Genomic DNA, 18,459 nt, shown 5'->3' with positions numbered 1-18,459 from the left:
GATGAAATGCCTGACACGGGGCGCTGCGCATGGCGTGGCCCTACAGCGGATCCTCGGGCATTCCTCGATGATGATGCGGTATGCACATCTGTCGCCGGAGCACTTGGAATCGGCGATGCGCTTTTCTCCGATTACTCAGTCTGGCTACAAATTGACCACATGAGGATCTGTGGTAATCTGTAGTGAAGTTAACGCTTAACGTTAAGGGTTAATGAATGATTCTGACCTTTCGCTGCGACGAGACTCGTCAGCTTTTTGAGACGGGTCTTTCGAGGCGGTGGGGAGCGATCCTCACAGTCGCTACGCGTAAGCTTGCAATGCTTCATGCGGCTACGGAGCTTCGAGACCTGCGCTCTCCACCTGGAAACCGGTTGGAGCCGTTGCAGGGAAAGCGGGCGGGCCAACATAGCATCAGGATCAATGACCAGTGGCGTGTCTGTTTCGTCTGGACGGATGCGGGTCCCGAAGAAGTCGAAATAGTTGATTACCACTGAGGAGGTGGACCATGGCTACCAATGGTATGCGCCCCATCCATCCTGGGGAAATATTGCGCGATGAGTTTCTGATGGAGTTGGATATCTCTCCAGCTGCTCTAGCACGCGCTTTGAAAGTCTCCGCTCCGACAGTGAACGATATCGTTCGTGAGCAGCGTGGTATCTCCGCAGATATGGCGATTCGTCTGGGGCGTTACTTTGATACGTCCGCTCAGTTCTGGATGAATCTCCAGAGTGAGTATTCGTTAGCAACTGCTTATGCGGCGAATGGCAAGCAGATCGAACATGAGATTGAGCCGCTGCTTGCTCACGGATAGCAGTGACGTTGATCGTAGAGCCCCGCAGATGCGGGGCTTTTTTATGCGAACCGTAAATCGGTAAAGGGGGGCGTAGACGGTTTGTAGTCTGCCGACCAAAACAAAAAGGGGTTAGCTTGCGCTAACCCCTTGAAAAATATGGTGGCTACACCGGGACTTGAACCTGGGACATCAGCATTATGAATGCTGCGCTCTAACCGACTGAGCTATGTAGCCGAGTGGCGCGCATTTTCCGTATCTCGGGCGGGGCTGTCAACCCCTGGGGCTAGATAATTTTCTGATCTTTCAATCGTTTAGACGGAAGGGGTCGGATCGCCGGAGAGAGGGCGATGGGGAGGGGCAGGAGCGAAAAGCCCCGGCGCTTGGCCGGGGCTTTCCTGGGACGGGAAGGGGATTACACGTTGAAGCGGAAATGCATCACGTCGCCGTCCTTGACGATATAGTCCTTGCCTTCCAGGCGCCATTTACCGGCTTCCTTGGCGCCCTGTTCGCCCTTGAACTGGATGAAGTCGTCGTAGGCGACCACTTCGGCGCGGATGAAGCCTTTCTCGAAGTCGGTGTGGATCACGCCGGCGGCCTGCGGGGCGGTGGCGCCGACGCGGACGGTCCAGGCGCGGACTTCCTTCACCCCGGCGGTGAAGTAGGTCTGCAGGTTGAGCAGGCCGTAGCCGGCACGGATCACACGGTTCAGGCCGGGTTCCTCGAGACCGAGGGACTCGAGGAACATGTCCTTCTCTTCGCCGTCTTCCAGCTCGGCGATCTCGGCTTCGATCTTGTTGCACACCGGCACCACCACCGCGCCTTCTTCCTCGGCGATGGCCTTCACCACATCCAGGTGCGGGTTGTTCTCGAAGCCGTCCTCGGCGACGTTGGCGATGTACATCACCGGCTTGCTGGTCAGCAGGTGGAAGCTGCGCACCAGGCGCTTCTCCTCGTCACCGAGGTTCTTCAGCAGCGAACGCGCCGGCTTGCCTTCGGTGAAGTGGGGGATGAGCTTTTCCAGCAGGGCCTTCTGGGCCAGGGCTTCCTTGTCGCCGCCCTTGGCGTTGCGGGCGACTTTCTGCAGTTGCTTCTCGCAGCTGTCGAGGTCGGCGAAGATCAGTTCGAGGTCGATGATCTCGATGTCGCGCTTGGGGTCGACGCTGTTGGACACGTGGATCACGTTGTCGTCTTCGAAGCAGCGCACCACGTGGGCGATGGCGTCGGTCTCGCGGATGTTGGCGAGGAACTTGTTGCCCAGGCCCTCACCCTTGGAGGCGCCCGCCACCAGGCCGGCGATGTCGACGAATTCCATGGTGGTCGGCAGTACGCGCTCGGGCTTGACGATCTCGGCCAGGGCGTTCAGGCGCGCGTCGGGCATCGGCACGATGCCGCTGTTCGGCTCGATGGTGCAGAACGGGAAGTTTTCCGCCGCGATACCGGATTTGGTCAGGGCGTTGAACAGGGTGGACTTGCCGACGTTGGGCAGGCCGACGATGCCGCAGTTGAATCCCATGCTATGTCCCTCGCGCTCAGACAGGCGCTAGAAAAGTGGTTCAGGCCTTCTGGCTGTGCAGCTTCTGCATCGCCCGGGTCCAGTCCCCGGCGAGCATTTCCGGCAGCACGCCGAGGGCGAAGTCGATGCTGGTGTCGAGCAGTTCCTGCTCGCTGCGCGGGGCGCGGCCGAGCACGTAACCGGAAACCAGGCTGCTGTGCCCCGGATGGCCGATGCCAAGCCGCAGGCGATGGAAAGAATTCTGATTGCCGAGCTGGGCGATGATATCGCGCAACCCGTTGTGCCCGCCGTGTCCGCCGCCGGTCTTGAGCTTGGCGACGCCAGGGGGCATGTCGAGTTCGTCGTGGGCCACCAGGATGGCGTCCGGGGCGATCCGGAAGAATCCCGCCAGCGCCGCCACGGACTGGCCGCTGCGGTTCATGTAGGTGGTCGGGATCAACAGACGAACGTCCTTGCCCTGGTGGCTGAACTTGCCGACCAGGCCGAAATACTTGCGGTCAGCCACGAGGCTGACGCCCTGGGCATGCGCCAGGCGCTCAACGAAAAGGGCCCCCGCGTTATGCCGGGTCTGGTCGTATTCAGGACCCGGGTTTCCCAGGCCAACGATCAGTTGTACGGCAGTCACGACGGGAGCCCCTCTCTATAAAAAGGCGATCGAGTAATGAATTACTCGGCGGCGCCTTCTTCGCTACCTTCTTCCTTCACCACGCGGGAAGCGTGGATGTTGGCAACGGCCAGGTCGTTGCCGTGGGCCAGTTGTACCAGCTCGACGCCTTTCGGAGCCTTGAGGTCCGACAGGTGAACGATCTGGCCCAGCTCGACCTTGGCCATGTCGACTTCGATGAATTCCGGCAGGTCTTTCGGCAGGCAGGAAACTTCGACTTCGGAGATGGTGTGGGAGATCTCGCCACCGGCTTGCTTGACGCCAACGGCTACTTCTTCGTTGATGAAGTGCAGCGGTACGTGGGCGGTCAGCTTGTGGTCGGCGACCACGCGCAGGAAGTCGGCGTGCATCACGAAGCCTTTCGCCGGATGGCGCTGCAGGGCCTTGATCAGTACGGTTTCCTTGGCGCCGCCAACGTTCAGGGCGATCACGTGGCTGAAGGCAGCCTCGTTTTCCAGGAGCTTGGCGATTTCGCGCAGTTCCAGGGTTACGGACTGGGGCTCTTTGTCGCCGCCGTAAACGACAGCAGGAACCAGACCGGCGTTACGACGCAGGCGGCGGCTCGCACCTTTCCCCAGATCGGAACGCACTTGGGCATTCAGAATAAAGTCGACCATTGTGTATCTCCAAAAATAACAATGCGCCCGAACGCTTGCGACCAGCGTTCGGGCGATTTCAAAGGCCCCGCCGGAGCGGGGCGTTTTCGTTCAGGCGCGTTCGCCGAGGCTGGGCCTCAGCGGAACATCGCGCTGATCGATTCTTCGTTGCTGATCCGGCGCATGGCTTCCGCAACGACCGGAGCGATGTCCAGCTGGCGGATGCGGCCACAGGCCTGGGCAGCGGCGGACAGCGGGATGGTGTTGGTCACCACCAGCTCGTCCAGTACGGATTTCTCGATGTTCTCGATGGCACGGCCGGACAGCACCGGGTGGGTGCAGTAGGCGATGACCTTGGCGGCGCCGTGCTCTTTCAGGGCCTTGGCGGCGTGACCGAGGGTGCCGGCGGTATCGACCATGTCGTCTACCAGTACGCAGGTACGGCCTTCGACGTCACCGATGATGTGCATCACTTCGGACTGGTTGGCCTTGGGACGACGCTTGTCGATGATCGCAAGGTCAACGCCCAGGGACTTGGCCACGGCGCGCGCGCGCACCACGCCGCCGATGTCCGGGGAGACGATCATCAGGTTCTCGAAGCGCTGGTCTTCGATATCGTCCACCAGCACGGGGGAACCGTAGATGTTGTCTACCGGGATATCGAAGAAGCCCTGGATCTGATCCGCGTGCAGGTCGACCGTGAGGACACGGTTGACCCCGACGACGGTCAGCATGTCGGCCACTACCTTGGCGCTGATGGCCACGCGGGCGGAACGCGGACGGCGATCCTGGCGGGCATAGCCGAAGTAGGGGATGACAGCGGTGATACGAGTGGCCGAGGAGCGGCGGAAGGCATCGGCCATCACCACCAGTTCCATCAGGTTGTCGTTGGTCGGCGCGCAGGTCGGCTGAATCAGGAATACGTCCTTGCCGCGGACGTTTTCGTTGATTTCGACGCTGATTTCGCCATCGGAGAATTTGCCAACTGAAACATCGCCAAGAGGAATGTGCAGCTGACGCACGACGCGTCGTGCAAGATCGGGGTTAGCGTTCCCCGTGAAGACCATCATCTTGGACACGCTACAGGTACCTGTGTCGACCGAAGGGATCCGGATGAAATACAGAAGAGGAAAATGGCAGGGGCGGCTGGATTCGAACCAACGCATGGCAGGATCAAAACCTGCTGCCTTACCGCTTGGCGACGCCCCTGTGGTATTGCTCGAATGCCGTTTCGGCATTCCTTTCTCAGACCAGAGTTTCCAGCTTCCGGTGCAACATCGAGATGTTGCTTCCTTTGGCGACGAACCTCTGAAGGTGGTCTGGAAGAAGGGCCGAGACTTTATCAGCTTCAGCTTTGTTTGGGAAGCTCCCAAACACACAACCTCCAGTGCCGGTTAATCTAGCTGAAACAAATTTGTTTAGCAAGATCAAAGCGTTACGAACTTCTGGGTAACGCCTCTCGACTACCGGCTGACAGTCGTTTCGGCTGTCCCCCTCGAGAACGGTGCGCACTTTAATGGCGGGAGAATCGCGTGTCAACAGTGGATCTGAAAAAATTTCTGCTGTGCTGACAAGTACTTGCGGAACCACGACGAGATACCAGGGCTCCGGGATGTCCACCGGGGTGAGCTTTTCGCCCACGCCCTCGGCGAAAGCTGCGCGTCCGCGGGTGAAGACCGGCACGTCGGCGCCCAGGCGCAGGCCCAGGGCGGCGATGCGGTCCTCGTCCCAGCCGAGTTGCCAGAGATGGTTCAAGGCCAGGAGCGTCGTGGCGGCGTCGGAGCTGCCGCCGCCGATGCCGCCCCCCATGGGCAAGCGCTTGTCCAGCCAGATGTCGACGCCTTGCGGGCTGCCGGAGGCTTCCTGCAGCCCGCGCGCGGCGCGCACGATCAGGTTGCTGTCGTGCGGCACCCCGGCGATTTCCGTGTGCAGGCGTACCTGGCCGTCCTGGCGGGCTTCGAAATGCAGCTCGTCGCCGTGGTCGAGGAATTGGAACAGGGTCTGCAACTCGTGATAGCCATCGTCGCGGCGGCCGAGGATATGCAGGAACAGATTGAGCTTGGCCGGGGCTGGCAGGCTGAGGCGCACGCTCATGTCAGCGGCCGAGCTGGCGCGGCTGCCAGTCCTTGATCACCAGGGTGACGTCGAGGTCCTGGCCGTGCAGCTTCAGGCGCTCGGGTAGCCAGTAGCCGTTCTGTTCGGCGTAGCGGGTGTATTCGATCTGCCAGCCGTCCTGTTCCAGGCGCGCCAGGCGACTGTCGGCGTCGAGGGTCAGGCGGCTCTTGCTGTCCGGCGCCGGGAGGCCGCGTACCCACCAGAGCAGGTGCGAGACCGGCAGGCGCCAGCCTAGTTGTTCTTCCAGCAGTGCTTCCGGGGACTCCGCCTGGTAGCGGCCCTGACCGGCGACTTCCAGGCTCACCGCGCCTTCACGCCCGGTCAGGCGTGCTGCGCCGCGGCCGAGCGGGCCGGACAGGCGGATGTCGTAGTAGCCCTGGCGCTGCAGCCAGAACAGGGTGCCGCTGCCGGAGTCGCGCGGGGCGCGGATGCCGACCTTGCCGTCGATCTGCCAGGCATCCAGCTCGCTGAGCTGCTGCTTGTGGGTTTTCCAGGTCTGCGCATCGCCCTGGCCTTCCAGGGCTTCGTGGGAGGTCAGGCCGGCGCAGCCGCTGAGCAGGGCCAGCGCGGAGGCGGCGAGGAAAAGACGTAGACGCATGGTTTCAAGGAGTCTCGGCGCCGGTCAGGCGCTTGATGGTGCGGCGCAGCACGTCGCTGTCGGGCTGCTTGTCGAGGTATTCGCGCCAGATGGCCCGGGCGTCGCCCTGGCGCCCCTGGGCCCAGAAGACTTCGCCCAGGTGCGCGGCGACCTCGTGGTCGGGGTAGCGCTGCAGCGCCTGGCGCAGGTAGCGCTCGGCGTCGGCCAGCTTGCCCTGGCGATAGTTGATCCAGCCCATGCTGTCGAGGATCGCCGGGTCGTCCGGGTTCAGCTTGTGCGCCTTGAGGATCAACTCGCGGGCCTCGCCGTAGCGGGTTGTGCGGTCGGCCAGGGTGTAGCCGAGGGCGTTGAGGGCCATGGCGTTGTCCGGCTCGCGGGCGATGACGAAGCGCAGGTCCTTTTCCATCTGCGCCAGGTCGTTGCGCTTCTCCGCCAGCATCGAGCGGGTGTAGAGCAGGTTGAGGTCCTCCGGGTACTGCTTCAGACCCTCCTGGATGGCCTGCCAGGCCTTTTCCTGCTGGTCGTTGTTGGACAGCGCCTCGGCTTCGATCAGGTACAGCTGGATGCCGTAGTCGGGTTGCTCGCTGCGCGCCTTGTCCAGGCGCTGGGCGGCTTCGTCGACGCGACCGGCCTTGAGCAGGACGTCGGTCTGGCGCAGTTGCGCCGGGAGGAAGTCATTGCCCGGGCCGACCTGGGCGTACTCGTCGAGGGCACGCGCGGTGTCCTTCTGTTCCTCGGCGAGGCGGCCGAGGTTGAAGTGGGCGGCGTCGACGTGGCTGTCGCGCTCGACCAGTTCTTCCAGGTAGATCCTGGCTTCGTCCCAGGCCTGGGCTTCCAGGCAGACCAGCGCCAGGGAGAAACGCAGGTCGTCGTCGTCGGGGAATTGCTGGACCAGTCCGGCGAACTCGGCCTTGGCGTCGTCCAGGCGGTTCTGCTCCACCAGCAGGCGCGCGTAGGCGAGGCGCACGCGCTTGTCGTCCGGGTGTTCCTTGATCCCGGCCTTGAGCAGCGGCAGGGCCTCGTCGCTGCGCTTCATGCTCTGCAACAGGCGCGAGCGGAGCAGCAGGGGGGCCACTTCGTGGCGGCTTGCGGAGTTGTCCTCGAGCAGGGTCAGGGCTTCGTCCGGGCGGCCGTCCTGTTGCAGCAGCAGGGCCTTGCCGAACAGCAACTGGCCGTTGTTCGGGTATTTCTTCAACAGGTGGTCGAAGCTCTGCAGCAGGCCGGCGCGGGTATCCGGGTCGGTCTCCGCGGCAGACAGGGCGAGGAAGTCGAAGTGCGTGTCGCCCTGGCCGTTGAGGACCTTCTCCATGTACACCATGGACTCCTCGTAGCGCCCGGCGCGGGCCAACTGGATCGCGGCGGCGCGTTGGGCATCGAGGTTGTCCGGCGCGCTGCGCGCCCAGAGCAGGGAGGTGTCGAGGGCTTCCTGGTCGGCGCCGAGGTATTCGGCGATGCGGAAGGCGCGCTCGGAAACCCCGGGGTCGCGGGTTTTCTGCGCCTGCACCACATAGTTGCTCAGGGCGATGTCGAAGCGGTTGCGCTGCCCGGCCAGTTCGGCCACCAGCAGCGAATACAGGCTGTCCTCGCTGAAGGAGCCGTACTTTTCCGGCTTGGCCTTGGTCTCGACCGCGGTGTCTTCCACCGGCGGGGTGCCATCGGGAGTCTTGTGGATAAGTGACTGGCAGCCGCCGAGCAGCAGCGTGACGGTCAGCAGCGCAAGGGATTTGTTCATAGAGGAAGAAAGCCGGCCTTGAACCTGCGAGGGTGGCGCCATCATGACATAAGCCGTCCGGCAAGCCCAAGGGGGCCGGGACGGGCGTCGACGAAGCTGTCTATGGGGTCAATACATCGGCAATGGTTGTCCTGCCCTTGGCGAAGTAGGAGAATTGCGCGTTTCCCCGATTAGCTCAGCGATCCTGCATGGCCTTCATTGCCCTCGGCATCAATCACAAGACCGCCTCGGTGGCTGTCCGCGAGCGCGTGGCTTTCACTCCGGAACAGATGGTCGAGGCGCTGCAGCAGCTCTGCCGCCTGACCACCAGCCGCGAGGCGGCCATCCTGTCGACCTGCAACCGGAGCGAACTCTACCTGGAGATCGACCATCCGACCGCGGACGACGTGCTCGCCTGGCTGGCGGACTACCATCGCCTGACTCTCGACGAGTTGCGCGCCTGTGCCTATGTGCACCAGGACGAAGACGCGGTGCGCCACATGATGCGCGTGGCCTCCGGCCTCGACTCGATGGTCCTCGGCGAGCCGCAGATCCTCGGCCAGATGAAGTCGGCCTACGCCGTCGCGCGCGAGGCCGGCACCGTCGGTCCGCTGCTCGGCCGCCTGTTCCAGGCCACCTTCAGTACGGCGAAGACCGTCCGCACCGATACCGCCATCGGCGAGAACCCGGTGTCCGTGGCGTTCGCCGCGGTGAGCCTGGCCAAGCAGATCTTCAGCGACCTGCACCGCAGCCAGGCGCTGCTGATCGGCGCCGGCGAGACCATCACCCTGGTCGCGCGCCACCTGTTCGAGCAAGGCGTGAAGCGCATCGTGGTGGCCAACCGCACCCTGGAGCGCGCCAGCCTGCTCGCCGAGCAGTTCGGCGCCCATGCGGTGCTGCTTTCGGAGATACCCGAGGAGTTGGCCAACAGCGATATCGTCATCAGCTCCACTGCCAGCCAGTTGCCGATCCTCGGCAAGGGCGCCGTGGAGCGCGCGCTGAAGCAGCGCAAGCACAAGCCGATGTTCATGGTCGACATCGCCGTGCCGCGCGACATCGAGCCGGAAGTCGGCGAACTGGACGACGTCTACCTCTATAGCGTCGACGACCTCCACGAAGTAGTGGCGGAGAATCTCAAGAGCCGCCAGGGCGCTGCCCAGGCCGCCGAGGAACTGGTCGGCAGCGGCGTCGCCGAGTTCATGCAGCGCCTGCGCGAACTGGCCGCGGTGGACGTGCTGCGCGCCTATCGGCAGCAGGCCGAGCGCCTGCGCGATGAGGAGCTGGGCAAGGCCCAGCGGCAACTGGCCAACGGTGCCGACCCCGCCGAGGTGATGGCCCAGCTGGCCCGCGGCCTGACCAACAAACTGCTGCACGCGCCCAGCGTGCAGATGAAGAAAATGTCCGCCGAGGGCCGCATCGACGCGCTGGCCCTGGCCCAGGAGCTGTTCGCCCTCGACGAGGGCGCGCCGCGCCACTGACCGGTACCTATGCCTGCATGAAAGCTTCTCTGCTGAAAAAGCTGGATGTCCTCAGCGATCGCTACGAAGAACTGACGGCGCTGCTCGGCGACGCCGAGGTGATCAGTGACCAGACCCGCTTCCGCGCCTATTCCCGCGAGTACGCCGAGGTCGAACCGGTGATCCTGGCGTTCCGCGACTACCGCAAGGTGCAGGCCGACCTCGAGGGTGCCCAGGCGTTGCTCAAGGACAGCGACCCGGAGTTGCGCGACCTCGCCGAGGAGGAGGTCGCCGAAGCGCGCGGCCGCCTCGCCGCCCTCGGCGACAGCCTGCAGCGCATGCTGCTGCCGAAGGATCCCAACGACAGCCGCAACGTGTTCCTGGAGATCCGTGCCGGCACCGGTGGCGACGAGGCGGCGATCTTCTCCGGCGACCTGTTCCGCATGTATTCGCGCTACGCCGAGCGCCAGGGCTGGCGGGTCGAGACGCTGTCGGAGAACGAGGGCGAGCACGGTGGCTACAAGGAAGTGATTGCCCGGGTCGAGGGCGACAACGTCTACGCCAAGCTCAAGTTCGAGTCCGGCGCGCACCGCGTGCAGCGGGTGCCGGAAACCGAATCCCAGGGCCGGATCCACACTTCCGCCTGCACCGTCGCGGTGCTGCCGGAGCCGGACGAGCAGGCAGCGATCGAGATCAACCCGGCCGACCTGCGGGTGGACACCTACCGTTCCTCCGGTGCCGGCGGCCAGCACGTCAACAAGACCGACTCGGCGGTGCGCATCACCCACATTCCCAGCGGCATCGTGGTCGAGTGCCAGGAAGAGCGCTCGCAGCACAAGAACCGCGCCAAGGCCATGGCCTGGCTGGCGGCCAAGCTCAACGACCAGCAGCAGGCCGCGGCGCAGCAGGCGATCGCCAGCACGCGCAAGCTGCTGGTGGGCTCGGGCGACCGCTCGGAGCGCATCCGTACCTACAACTTCCCGCAAGGGCGGGTCACCGACCATCGCATCAACCTCACCCTGTACTCCCTGGGCGAGGTGATGGAGGGCGCGGTGGAACAGGTGATCGAGCCGCTGCTGCAGGAATACCAGGCCGATCAACTGGCGGCCCTGGGCGACTGACATGACCACTATCTGTACCCTTCTCAAGGATTCCCAACTGCCCGATTCGCCCAGCGCCCGGCTCGACACCGAGTTGCTGCTGGCGGCGGCGATGGGCAAGCCGCGCAGCTTCCTGCGTACCTGGCCGGAGCGCATCGTGCCGCGCGAGGCCAACGAGCTGTTCGACGACTGGATCGCCCGTCGGCGCAACGGCGAGCCGGTGGCCTACATACTTGGCCACCAGGGCTTCTGGAGCCTGGACCTGGAGGTCGCGCCACACACCCTGATCCCGCGCCCGGACACCGAACTGCTGGTGGAAACCGCGCTGGCGACCCTCACGGCGGACACCGCTACCGTGCTCGACCTGGGCACCGGCACCGGCGCCATCGCCCTGGCCCTGGCCAGCGAACGGCCGCTGTGGACGGTGACTGCGGTGGACCGCGTGGAAGAGGCCGTGGCGCTGGCCGAGCGCAATCGCCAGCGGCTGCTCCTGGAGAACGTCGAGGTGCGCCGCAGCCACTGGTTCTCCGCTCTCGATGGCCGACGCTTCCGGATGATCGTCGGCAATCCGCCGTATATCCCTGCCAGCGATCCGCACCTGAGCGAGGGCGACGTGCGCTTCGAGCCGAAGAGCGCGCTGGTCGCGGGTAGCGATGGCCTCGACGATATCCGCCAGATCGTCGCCCAGGCGCCGCAGCATTTGCTGGACGAAGGCTGGTTGCTGCTCGAGCACGGCTATGATCAAGGGGCGGCTGTGCGCGAACTGCTCGGCGCCCGCGGCTTCGCCGGGGTACATACGTTGCGCGACCTCGGCGGCAACGAGCGGATCACTCTCGGACAATGGGTATGCTGAGCGACGAGGAACTGCTGCGCTACAGTCGCCAGATCCTGCTGGCGCAGGTCGACGTCGAGGGCCAGCTGCGCCTGAAGCGCAGCCGCGCACTGATCGTCGGTCTTGGCGGCCTGGGTTCGCCGGTGGCGCTGTACCTGGCCGCGGCCGGGGTCGGCGAGCTGCACCTGGCGGATTTCGATACGGTCGACCTGACCAACCTGCAACGGCAGGTCATCCACGATGGCACCAGCGTCGGTGTCGGCAAGGTGGAGTCGGCGATGCGCCGGCTGGGCGCGCTGAATCCGCAGATCCGCCTGGTCAGCCATAGCGCCGCGCTGGACAAGGACTCCCTCGATGCCGCCGTGGCGGCGGTCGACCTGGTGCTCGACTGCACCGACAACTTCGCCACCCGCGAGGCGGTCAACGTCGCCTGCGTGCGCGCCGGCAAGCCCCTGGTCAGCGGCGCGGCGATCCGTCTCGAGGGCCAGCTTTCGGTATTCGATACCCGCCGCGACGCAAGCCCCTGCTACCACTGCCTCTACGGGCACGGCAGCGAGGCCGAGCTGACCTGCAGCGAGGCCGGCGTGATCGGTCCGCTGGTGGGGCTGGTCGGTAGCCTGCAGGCGCTGGAGGCGCTCAAGCTGCTGGCCGGTTTCGGCGAACCGCTGGTGGGCCGCCTGCTGCTGGTGGACGCCCTCGGCACGCGCTTCCGCGAATTGCGGGTGCGTCGCGATCCTTCCTGTGCCGTCTGCGGGCAACGCCATGGCGGTTGAGTCGGCCGCGGTCGGCGTTTTCGATTCCGGGGTCGGCGGGCTCAGCGTATTGCGTGAGATTCGTGCGCGCCTGCCATCCGAATCGTTGCTCTACGTCGCCGACAACGCCCATGTGCCCTACGGCGAGAAGAGCGCGGAGTACATCCGCGAACGCTGCGAGCGGATCGGTGATTTCCTTCTGGAGCAGGGCGCCAAGGCTCTGGTACTGGCCTGCAATACCGCGACGGCAGCGGCTGCGGCGGAATTGCGCGAACGTTATCCGCAGGTGCCGCTGGTGGCCATGGAGCCGGCGGTGAAGCCGGCCGCGGCGGCCACCCGCAACGGTCGGGTCGGCGTCCTCGCCACCACCGGAACTCTGAAGAGCGCGCGTTTCGCCGCCTTGCTCGACCGCTTCGCCAGCGACGTACAGGTCTTCACTCAGCCCTGTCCGGGGCTGGTCGAGCGCATCGAAGCCGGCGATCTCTATGGGCCGCAAACCCGGGCACTGCTGGAACGCCTGCTGGCGCCCATCCTCGAACAGGGCTGCGATACGCTGATCCTCGGCTGTACTCATTATCCCTTCGTCAAACCCCTGCTGGCCGAGCTGATCCCGGCGGAGATGGCGGTGATCGATACGGGAGCGGCTGTCGCCCGGCAGCTGGAGCGCGTATTGTCGGCGCGGGCGCTACTGGCCTCTGGCCAGGCCGCGACGCCGCGTTTCTGGACCAGCGCGCTGCCGGAGGAGATGGAAAGGATCCTGCCGATCCTCTGGGGAAGCCCGGAAAGCGTAGGAAAATTAGTCGTTTAGTCGTTCCTGGCAGACGTGACAGCGATTTTTTGAACTAAAGCGTTTGGTCTAGTATCTGCTTTAGTAAGTGCGCTCTTATAATGCGCAGCTTGAATGCGGGGGCTTTCATGCAACTTTCGAAAAGGACGTTTCAATGAAGAAACTACTTCCGCTGGCCGTTCTGGCCGCACTTTCCTCCGTCCACGTGGCCTCCGCCCAGGCGGCGGACGTCTCGGCCGCCGTCGGTGCGACCGGCCAGTCGGGCATGACCTATCGCCTGGGCCTGAGCTGGGATTGGGACAAGAGCTGGTGGCAGACCTCCACCGGGCGCCTGACCGGCTACTGGGATGCGGGCTACACCTATTGGGAAGGTGGCGATGAAGGCGCCGGCAAGCATTCGCTGTCGTTCGCTCCGGTATTCGTCTACGAGTTCGCCGGCGACTCGATCAAGCCATTCATCGAGGCCGGTATCGGCGTGGCGGCGTTCTCCGGCACCCGTGTCGGCGACCAGAACCTGGGTTCCTCCCTGAACTTCGAAGACCGCATCGGCGCCGGCCTGAAGTTCGCCAACGGCCAGTCGGTCGGCGTTCGGGCGATCCACTATTCCAACGCCGGCCTGAAACAGCCGAACGACGGTATCGAGTCCTACAGCCTGTTCTACAAGATCCCGATCTAGTCGGCACGGTCGAAAAAAGCCGGGTTCATCCCGGCTTTTTCATGCCTGCGATTCTTCCACCACGCCGCACCGCCCTATGGAAAGAGCGAGCCATTTGGCGGGAGGCGATAGCTCGCTGACGCGCCCTACGCGCGACCATCGCGCGGCGGCAGGTTGCGGAAAGCCGCCAGCGCCCGTTCGCGGCTGGCCTTCAGGTCGACCATCGGCCGTGGATAGTCGACCCCGGCGAACAGCCCCAGGCTGGACGGATCGTGGATCGCCTTGCGCTCCAGGCCGGCCAGTTCCGGCAGCCAGTGGCGGATGAACTCGCCGCGTGGATCGAAGCGTTCGGACTGCGAGAGCGGATTGAACAGGCGGAAGTAGGGGACGGCGTCGGTGCCGGTGGATGCGCTCCACTGCCAGCCACCGTTGTTCGCCGCCAGGTCGCCGTCGATGAGGTGGCGCATGAACCAGCGTTCGCCTTCGCGCCAGTCGATCAGCAGGTTCTTGCTGAGGAACATCGCTACCACCATCCGCAGGCGATTGTGCATCCAGCCGGTGGCGAGCAACTGGCGCATTGCTGCATCGATGATCGGTATGCCGGTGCGCCCCTGTTGCCAGGCTTCGAGTTCCGCCGGGGCCTGGCGCCAGCGCAGGGCTTCGGTCTCCTCGCGGAAGGGGCGGTGCCGAGAGACCCGGGGGTAGCCGACCAGGATGTGCTTGTAGAACTCGCGCCAGAGCAGCTCGTTGATCCAGGTCGCGGCGCCTTGCTGGCCGCCGCTGAACTCGCCGCGGTTGGCAACCAGCGCGGCGTCCAGGCATTGCCTGGGCGAGAGTACGCCGGCGGCCAGGTAGGGCGACAGTTGGCTGGTGCCGGGAAGCGCCGGGAAGTCGCGCCGTTCATGGTAGTCGGCCAGATGCTGGTCGGCGAAGTCGCGCAGGCGTTCCTGCGCTACCTCTTCGCCTGCCGGCCAGAGGCGGCGCAAGCTATCGGCCGGCCGCGGGAAGGCGGGCACGGCATCCGGCAGCGGGTCGCTGGCCAGCGCGTGCGGTGGCTGGGGCTGCGGACGCGGGCGGACACCCGGCAGGGCCTGGTACAGCCGTTCGTGGCAGACCTTGCGGAACTGGCTGAACACCTGGAAATAGCCGCCAGTTCGGGTCAGCACCGAGCCGGGGGCGAAGAACAGCTGGTCGAGGTGGCTGTGGAAGGCCACGCCCTGTTCACGCAGGCGTTGGCCGACGGCCTGGTCGCGGCGTTCCTCGTTCACCCCGTATTCCTGGTTGACGTGTACCGCGCCGACTCCCAGCTCCCGACAGAGCCGGCCGATGACTTCCGGGGCTTGCCGCCAGTGGCCGCAGTCGCGCACCAGCAGCGGGATGTTCAGCGCGGCGAGCTGGCGTTGCAGCTCGCCCAGGTTGCGCAGCCAGAAGTCGACCTTGCAGGGCGCATCGTCGTGTTCCCGCCACTGCGCCGGGCTGAGCAGGTAGAGAGCCACGCAAGGGCGCCCATCGGCGGCGGCGAGGAGCGCGCTGTTATCGGTGGTTCGCAGGTCGCAGCGAAACCAGATCAGGTTCATCGGAAGTCCGTTCATGGGTTCAACAGACCTCGTTCGCCGAGCAGGCGGCGGGCTTCCAGGGGCGTGCTCGCCAGCAGCAGGCCAGTTAGCGCCAGGGTTTCGAAGGCTTCGCGCTGGATCTCCACGGCCGGTCCGACCAGCACCACCGGGCAGCTCACCCCTGCCAGCAGGCGCGGCAGGTGCTCCGGATTGAGGCGATGACTGGCGTACAGCAACACGCCGCGAGCTTCCAGGCGTTCGCAGGCCAGGGCCAGTTCGGCCGGTGGCAGCGGCCAGTCGAAGACCTGTAGCGGCACCTCGCCGCTGCCGAGCAACCAACTGCACAGCCAGAGGTTCGGTTCCAGCGACAGCTCGGACTGGTTGACCAGCAGCAGCGGCGCGCCCTGTTGCAGCCGTTGCTGGTGATAAAGGCGGGCGCCCAGCTTGCTGCGCAACCAGGAGAAGAAGAAGGCCCGCTCCATGCGCGCGCCGAACTGTCCCTGCCAGCGTCGTTCGAGGTGCTGCAGCAAGGGTTGCAGAAGCTTTTCGCAGAGGGTCGCTACCGGATAGAGCGACGCGGCCTGGTTGAACAGATCGTCGAGGCGTCGCTCGGCCAGCGCGGCGATGGCGTCCAGCAGCTGTTCGTGCAGGCGTTCCCAGGGGGATTCGACATCCGCCGCCGGGGTTTCCTCCGGACGCTCCAGCAGCGCGCGCACCTGGCTGATGGCGACGCCACGCTCGAGCCAGACGAGTATCCGGCGGATGCGCTCGACCTGCTCTTCGCTGTAGAGCCGGTGCCCCTTGCCGGTGCGTTGCGGCACCACCAGGCCATAGCGGCGCTCCCAGGCGCGCAGGGTGACCGGATGGACGCCGGTCAGACGAGTGACTTCGCGGATCGGCAGGCCGCCGCGTTCGAGGTGGGGCGAGTTCATCGGGAAATCCTAGAGCGCGTTGCGCAGGCCGAGTTCGGTCGGGTGCGGTTGCAGGTAGGCCTGCTGGGCGATGTATGCATGCGGGTGGCGACGGAAGTGGTGCTTTAGCAGGGTCAGCGGTACCACCAGCGGCACGCTGCCATGCCGGTATTGCTCGATCAGCTCGCGCAATTCACGCCTGTCTTCGGTTGCGAGGTCGCGTTTCAGGTAGCCGCTCAGGTGCAGCAACACGTTGCCATGGCTGCCGCGGGTCGCGCAGCGGCGCAAGCCCTGCATCAGCTCGCCGAAGTAGCGAGTGCCGAGGGCTTCCGGCTGGTAGTGGCCGGCTTCGCCGAGCAGGCGGCCGAGGCTGCGGTAGTGCTCCGGCGAATGGGCCAGCAACTGGTACTTGTAGCGGCTATGGAAGGCGACGATGGCCGAATGGCTGAGGCCGCGCTGGCGCAGGGCCTGCCAGTGGGCATGGGCATACACGCGGGTGAGGAAGTTCTCCCGCAGGACCGGATCGTGCAGCCGGCCTTCTTCTTCCACCGGTAGCTCCGGCAAGGCTTCGCAAAGGGCTGCGGCGAAGCGTCCACGGCCTTCGGCGCGCGGCGCGCCGCCGCCTTCTGGATAGACCTTGACCCGTTGCAGCCCGCAGGACGGCGAGCGTTGCATGAAGATGAAACCGTCCAGCGTATCCGCCCGTTGCGCCACCCGCCGCGCATATTCGGCGAGCGCTCCGCCGACCGCCAGGCCGTCGCGGCTCCGCGCCTCGGCGGCTTCCGGAGTGCCTTCCAGGCGAATCGCCGGGCGCGGCGTGCCCAGGCCGATGGCCTGTTCCGGGCAGAAGGAGACGAACTCGACGTGTCGCGCCAGTTCCTCGCAAAGCGCGGATCGCTTGTGGCCGCCGTTGAAGCGCACCGGTTCGCCGAGCAGGCAGGCGCTGATGCCGAGTCGGGGCGTCAGGGAAGGGTGAGATTCGTGCATCGGTGTCGTCTCCCGAGGGGAAAGGAGGTTCGCGCGCAGCTCGACAGTCAGGCGGTCATACGACACATCCTAGAACTTATCTTGTACAGGTCAATGTATTTGTATAGGTATTTTCTTGTCACATCGGGCCGCCAGGCGACGGCCCGATCCCCTCAGAGATGTTCCAGCAGGCGCCGCGCGGCTTCCTGGCCGCTGAGCCAGGCGCCTTCGACGCGGCCGCTGGAGCACCAGTCGCCGCAGGCGTAGATGCCCAGGTCGGGATCGCCGAGGGCGCCCCACTGGTGGGCCTCCGCCGGGCGTGCATAGAGCCAGCGGTGGGCGATGCTGAAGGCGGCTTCCGGTACGGCGCAGCCGATCACTTCGGCGAAGGCGCAGCGCAGGTGCTCGACCACGTCCTCCTTGGCCATGTCGATGTGCTGCCGGCTCCACTGGCTGGTGGCGTGCAGCACCCAGGTGTCGAGGGTGGTGTCGCGCCCCGGCTTGCTGCGATTGCAGGCCAGCCAGGCGATCGGACTGTCGTGCACGAAGCAGCCCTGCACCGGGGTGTCGAGTACCTCGCGGAAGCCCAGCGCCACCGCCCAGGTCGGCTCCATGACCACGCTCGCGGCGGTGGCCGCCAGTTTCGGCACGCTGGCCAGCAGCGGCGTGGCCTGGGGAGCGGGGATGGCGATCAGGACCTGGTTGAACGGACCGTGGTTCTGTCCCTCGGCGTCCTGCAGGTGCCAGTGCTGCTTGCCGCGGAAGACCTCGGTGATGCGGCAGGAGAAGACCACTTGCAGATCGGTGAGCAGGGCGCGGGTGATCGCACTCATCCGTGGGATGCCGACCCAGCGTGGCTGCTCGTCCGGGGAGGGGCTCAGCTGGCCGTCGCGGTATTGGTAGAGAGCGGGTTTCCACTCGTCCACCCAGCCTTCCTCGCGCCAGTGTTGCAAGGCGTCGAGGAAGCGCCGGTCGCGGGCGGTGAAGTATTGCGCGCCGAGGTCCAGCGTGCCGGCCTCGCTGCGCTTGCTGGCCATGCGGCCGCCGCTGCCGTGGCCCTTGTCGAACAGTTGTACGGTCTGGCCGGCGGATCTCAATGCGTGGGCGGCGGAAAGCCCGGCGATGCCAGTACCGATGATGGCGATGGGGACGCTCATGACATGCCTCTCTGGTTGTGTAGCGTCTGGACAGGCGAATCAGGTTTCTTGTACAAGCTTGATTTAATGTACAGTATTGCGCGTGCTTCGAGGCGCACCTTGCATCGCGCCGATGGCGCGCCTGCGGCGCACGGCTCGCTTCCTGGCCTGTCGAACCTTCAGACGTTCCGTTCGGAAGTATCAACCGAGTTATCTGAAGAATAGACGGCTGGCGCCGTTCACTAAGGCACCAGTGCGATGCAAGCCCTGTTCCTTGGCTGAGTCGAAAACGACGCCAGGGTTCCCCGGCCGGAGCC

At 65.2% G+C, this 18,459-nt stretch carries 19 protein-coding genes, 2 tRNA genes and 1 pseudogene; 9 read left to right on the top strand and 13 right to left on the bottom strand.

The genetic code is table 11. The annotated features are described in order from the left end of the window. Nucleotides 1–37: 37 nt before the first annotated feature. From ACYAF3_RS06620 to ACYAF3_RS06610, 3 genes and pseudogenes are all read left to right on the top strand, one after another. A pseudogene (locus ACYAF3_RS06620) lies at nucleotides 38–163 on the top strand (phage integrase); the annotation flags it as partial. A 52-nt stretch (nucleotides 164–215) separates the two neighbouring features. After that, nucleotides 216–494 (top strand): type II toxin-antitoxin system RelE/ParE family toxin, encoded by a 279-nt coding sequence (locus ACYAF3_RS06615; RefSeq protein WP_003113526.1) that lies wholly within the window; start codon nucleotides 216–218, stop codon nucleotides 492–494. A gap of 11 nt (nucleotides 495–505) precedes the next feature. Then, complete coding sequence (locus ACYAF3_RS06610; RefSeq protein ID WP_003099268.1) at nucleotides 506–811, top strand: HigA family addiction module antitoxin; 306 nt, start codon at nucleotides 506–508, stop codon at nucleotides 809–811. 139 nt (nucleotides 812–950) lie between these two features. Here the strand turns inward: ACYAF3_RS06610 and ACYAF3_RS06605 are convergent. The 9 genes from ACYAF3_RS06605 to lbcA all read right to left on the bottom strand — a co-directional run bounded on the left by ACYAF3_RS06605 (nucleotide 951) and on the right by lbcA (nucleotide 8,056). Beyond that, nucleotides 951–1,027: transfer RNA gene (locus ACYAF3_RS06605), tRNA-Met, on the bottom strand. Nucleotides 1,028–1,205: 178 nt separating this feature from the next. Then, nucleotides 1,206–2,306, bottom strand: coding sequence for a redox-regulated ATPase YchF (gene ychF / locus ACYAF3_RS06600; RefSeq protein WP_003099270.1), 1,101 nt, complete (start codon nucleotides 2,304–2,306; stop codon nucleotides 1,206–1,208). Nucleotides 2,307–2,346: 40 nt separating this feature from the next. Continuing rightward, on the bottom strand, nucleotides 2,347–2,931 hold the full coding sequence (pth, locus tag ACYAF3_RS06595) for an aminoacyl-tRNA hydrolase (RefSeq protein WP_003099278.1): 585 nt from the start codon (nucleotides 2,929–2,931) through the stop codon (nucleotides 2,347–2,349). Between the two features lie 41 nt (nucleotides 2,932–2,972). Beyond that, nucleotides 2,973–3,587 (bottom strand): 50S ribosomal protein L25/general stress protein Ctc, encoded by a 615-nt coding sequence (locus ACYAF3_RS06590; RefSeq protein ID WP_003099279.1) that lies wholly within the window; start codon nucleotides 3,585–3,587, stop codon nucleotides 2,973–2,975. Nucleotides 3,588–3,703: 116 nt separating this feature from the next. Further along, a complete protein-coding gene (locus ACYAF3_RS06585; RefSeq protein WP_003099281.1) occupies nucleotides 3,704–4,645 on the bottom strand; it encodes a ribose-phosphate pyrophosphokinase in 942 nt (313 codons plus the stop codon). Nucleotides 4,646–4,700: 55 nt separating this feature from the next. Continuing rightward, nucleotides 4,701–4,775 (bottom strand) — tRNA-Gln (locus tag ACYAF3_RS06580). 36 nt (nucleotides 4,776–4,811) lie between these two features. Then, nucleotides 4,812–5,660, bottom strand: coding sequence for a 4-(cytidine 5'-diphospho)-2-C-methyl-D-erythritol kinase (gene ispE, locus ACYAF3_RS06575; protein ID WP_003099284.1), 849 nt, complete (start codon nucleotides 5,658–5,660; stop codon nucleotides 4,812–4,814). A 1-nt stretch (nucleotide 5,661) separates the two neighbouring features. Then, complete coding sequence (gene lolB, locus ACYAF3_RS06570; RefSeq protein ID WP_003095005.1) at nucleotides 5,662–6,279, bottom strand: lipoprotein insertase outer membrane protein LolB; 618 nt, start codon at nucleotides 6,277–6,279, stop codon at nucleotides 5,662–5,664. A gap of 4 nt (nucleotides 6,280–6,283) precedes the next feature. Further along, on the bottom strand, nucleotides 6,284–8,056 hold the full coding sequence (gene lbcA, locus ACYAF3_RS06565) for a proteolytic complex protein LbcA (protein ID WP_128669495.1): 1,773 nt from the start codon (nucleotides 8,054–8,056) through the stop codon (nucleotides 6,284–6,286). Between the two features lie 143 nt (nucleotides 8,057–8,199). On the opposite strand from lbcA, the gene hemA reads away from it, so the two are divergent. From hemA to pagL, 6 genes are all read left to right on the top strand, one after another. Next, nucleotides 8,200–9,468, top strand: coding sequence for a glutamyl-tRNA reductase (gene hemA / locus ACYAF3_RS06560; protein WP_003095001.1), 1,269 nt, complete (start codon nucleotides 8,200–8,202; stop codon nucleotides 9,466–9,468). A gap of 17 nt (nucleotides 9,469–9,485) precedes the next feature. Then, nucleotides 9,486–10,568, top strand: a complete 1,083-nt coding sequence (gene prfA / locus ACYAF3_RS06555; protein ID WP_003099290.1) for a peptide chain release factor 1 — start codon at nucleotides 9,486–9,488, stop codon at nucleotides 10,566–10,568. Between the two features lies 1 nt (nucleotide 10,569). Further along, complete coding sequence (gene prmC, locus ACYAF3_RS06550) at nucleotides 10,570–11,400, top strand: peptide chain release factor N(5)-glutamine methyltransferase (RefSeq protein WP_031634520.1); 831 nt, start codon at nucleotides 10,570–10,572, stop codon at nucleotides 11,398–11,400. Continuing rightward, the gene (locus ACYAF3_RS06545) at nucleotides 11,394–12,152 is read left to right on the top strand and encodes a molybdopterin-synthase adenylyltransferase MoeB (RefSeq protein ID WP_003135128.1); all 759 of its coding nucleotides are present in this window, start codon (nucleotides 11,394–11,396) and stop codon (nucleotides 12,150–12,152) included. The genes prmC and ACYAF3_RS06545 overlap by 7 nt, the downstream gene beginning before the upstream one ends. Next, the gene (gene murI, locus ACYAF3_RS06540; protein ID WP_003099300.1) at nucleotides 12,142–12,939 is read left to right on the top strand and encodes a glutamate racemase; all 798 of its coding nucleotides are present in this window, start codon (nucleotides 12,142–12,144) and stop codon (nucleotides 12,937–12,939) included. The genes ACYAF3_RS06545 and murI overlap by 11 nt, the downstream gene beginning before the upstream one ends. Before the next feature lie 133 nt (nucleotides 12,940–13,072). After that, nucleotides 13,073–13,594 (top strand): lipid A 3-O-deacylase, encoded by a 522-nt coding sequence (gene pagL / locus ACYAF3_RS06535; protein ID WP_003099307.1) that lies wholly within the window; start codon nucleotides 13,073–13,075, stop codon nucleotides 13,592–13,594. Between the two features lie 125 nt (nucleotides 13,595–13,719). Here the strand turns inward: pagL and phrB are convergent, their stop codons facing one another. The 4 genes from phrB to ACYAF3_RS06515 form a co-directional block, all read right to left on the bottom strand. After that, nucleotides 13,720–15,165, bottom strand: coding sequence for a deoxyribodipyrimidine photo-lyase (gene phrB / locus ACYAF3_RS06530; protein ID WP_003121048.1), 1,446 nt, complete (start codon nucleotides 15,163–15,165; stop codon nucleotides 13,720–13,722). Continuing rightward, complete coding sequence (locus ACYAF3_RS06525) at nucleotides 15,162–16,061, bottom strand: MerR family transcriptional regulator (protein ID WP_003094990.1); 900 nt, start codon at nucleotides 16,059–16,061, stop codon at nucleotides 15,162–15,164. Before ACYAF3_RS06525 ends, phrB begins: the two co-directional genes overlap by 4 nt. A gap of 9 nt (nucleotides 16,062–16,070) precedes the next feature. Further along, nucleotides 16,071–17,027 carry a DUF523 and DUF1722 domain-containing protein gene (locus ACYAF3_RS06520; RefSeq protein ID WP_003099314.1) on the bottom strand — a complete coding sequence of 319 codons (957 nt, stop codon included), beginning with the start codon at nucleotides 17,025–17,027 and terminating at the stop codon, nucleotides 16,071–16,073. 152 nt (nucleotides 17,028–17,179) lie between these two features. Then, entirely contained in the window at nucleotides 17,180–18,163 is a 984-nt protein-coding gene (locus tag ACYAF3_RS06515) for an NAD(P)/FAD-dependent oxidoreductase (protein ID WP_003099318.1), read from the bottom strand. Nucleotides 18,164–18,459: the final 296 nt, after the last annotated feature.

It is taken from the genome of Pseudomonas sp. TZ252 (assembly GCF_056110345.1).
Note: the sequence above shows the minus strand (reverse complement) of the source record. Positions and strands in the feature narration are given on the sequence as shown.

What these genes read in the sequence shown, in the direction of transcription:
- ACYAF3_RS06615 (WP_003113526.1), top strand. Translation starts at nt 216, where the DNA reads ATGATTCTGACCTTTCGCTGCGACGAGACTCGTCAGCTTTTTGAGACG.
- ACYAF3_RS06610 (WP_003099268.1), top strand. Translation starts at nt 506, where the DNA reads ATGGCTACCAATGGTATGCGCCCCATCCATCCTGGGGAAATATTGCGC.
- ychF (WP_003099270.1), bottom strand. Translation starts at nt 2,306, where the DNA reads ATGGGATTCAACTGCGGCATCGTCGGCCTGCCCAACGTCGGCAAGTCC.
- ACYAF3_RS06590 (WP_003099279.1), bottom strand. Translation starts at nt 3,587, where the DNA reads ATGGTCGACTTTATTCTGAATGCCCAAGTGCGTTCCGATCTGGGGAAA.
- ispE (WP_003099284.1), bottom strand. Translation starts at nt 5,660, where the DNA reads ATGAGCGTGCGCCTCAGCCTGCCAGCCCCGGCCAAGCTCAATCTGTTC.
- lolB (WP_003095005.1), bottom strand. Translation starts at nt 6,279, where the DNA reads ATGCGTCTACGTCTTTTCCTCGCCGCCTCCGCGCTGGCCCTGCTCAGC.
- lbcA (WP_128669495.1), bottom strand. Translation starts at nt 8,056, where the DNA reads ATGATGGCGCCACCCTCGCAGGTTCAAGGCCGGCTTTCTTCCTCTATG.
- hemA (WP_003095001.1), top strand. Translation starts at nt 8,200, where the DNA reads ATGGCCTTCATTGCCCTCGGCATCAATCACAAGACCGCCTCGGTGGCT.
- prfA (WP_003099290.1), top strand. Translation starts at nt 9,486, where the DNA reads ATGAAAGCTTCTCTGCTGAAAAAGCTGGATGTCCTCAGCGATCGCTAC.
- prmC (WP_031634520.1), top strand. Translation starts at nt 10,570, where the DNA reads ATGACCACTATCTGTACCCTTCTCAAGGATTCCCAACTGCCCGATTCG.
- ACYAF3_RS06545 (WP_003135128.1), top strand. Translation starts at nt 11,394, where the DNA reads ATGCTGAGCGACGAGGAACTGCTGCGCTACAGTCGCCAGATCCTGCTG.
- murI (WP_003099300.1), top strand. Translation starts at nt 12,142, where the DNA reads ATGGCGGTTGAGTCGGCCGCGGTCGGCGTTTTCGATTCCGGGGTCGGC.
- pagL (WP_003099307.1), top strand. Translation starts at nt 13,073, where the DNA reads ATGAAGAAACTACTTCCGCTGGCCGTTCTGGCCGCACTTTCCTCCGTC.
- phrB (WP_003121048.1), bottom strand. Translation starts at nt 15,165, where the DNA reads ATGAACGGACTTCCGATGAACCTGATCTGGTTTCGCTGCGACCTGCGA.
- ACYAF3_RS06525 (WP_003094990.1), bottom strand. Translation starts at nt 16,061, where the DNA reads ATGAACTCGCCCCACCTCGAACGCGGCGGCCTGCCGATCCGCGAAGTC.
- ACYAF3_RS06520 (WP_003099314.1), bottom strand. Translation starts at nt 17,027, where the DNA reads ATGCACGAATCTCACCCTTCCCTGACGCCCCGACTCGGCATCAGCGCC.
- ACYAF3_RS06515 (WP_003099318.1), bottom strand. Translation starts at nt 18,163, where the DNA reads ATGAGCGTCCCCATCGCCATCATCGGTACTGGCATCGCCGGGCTTTCC.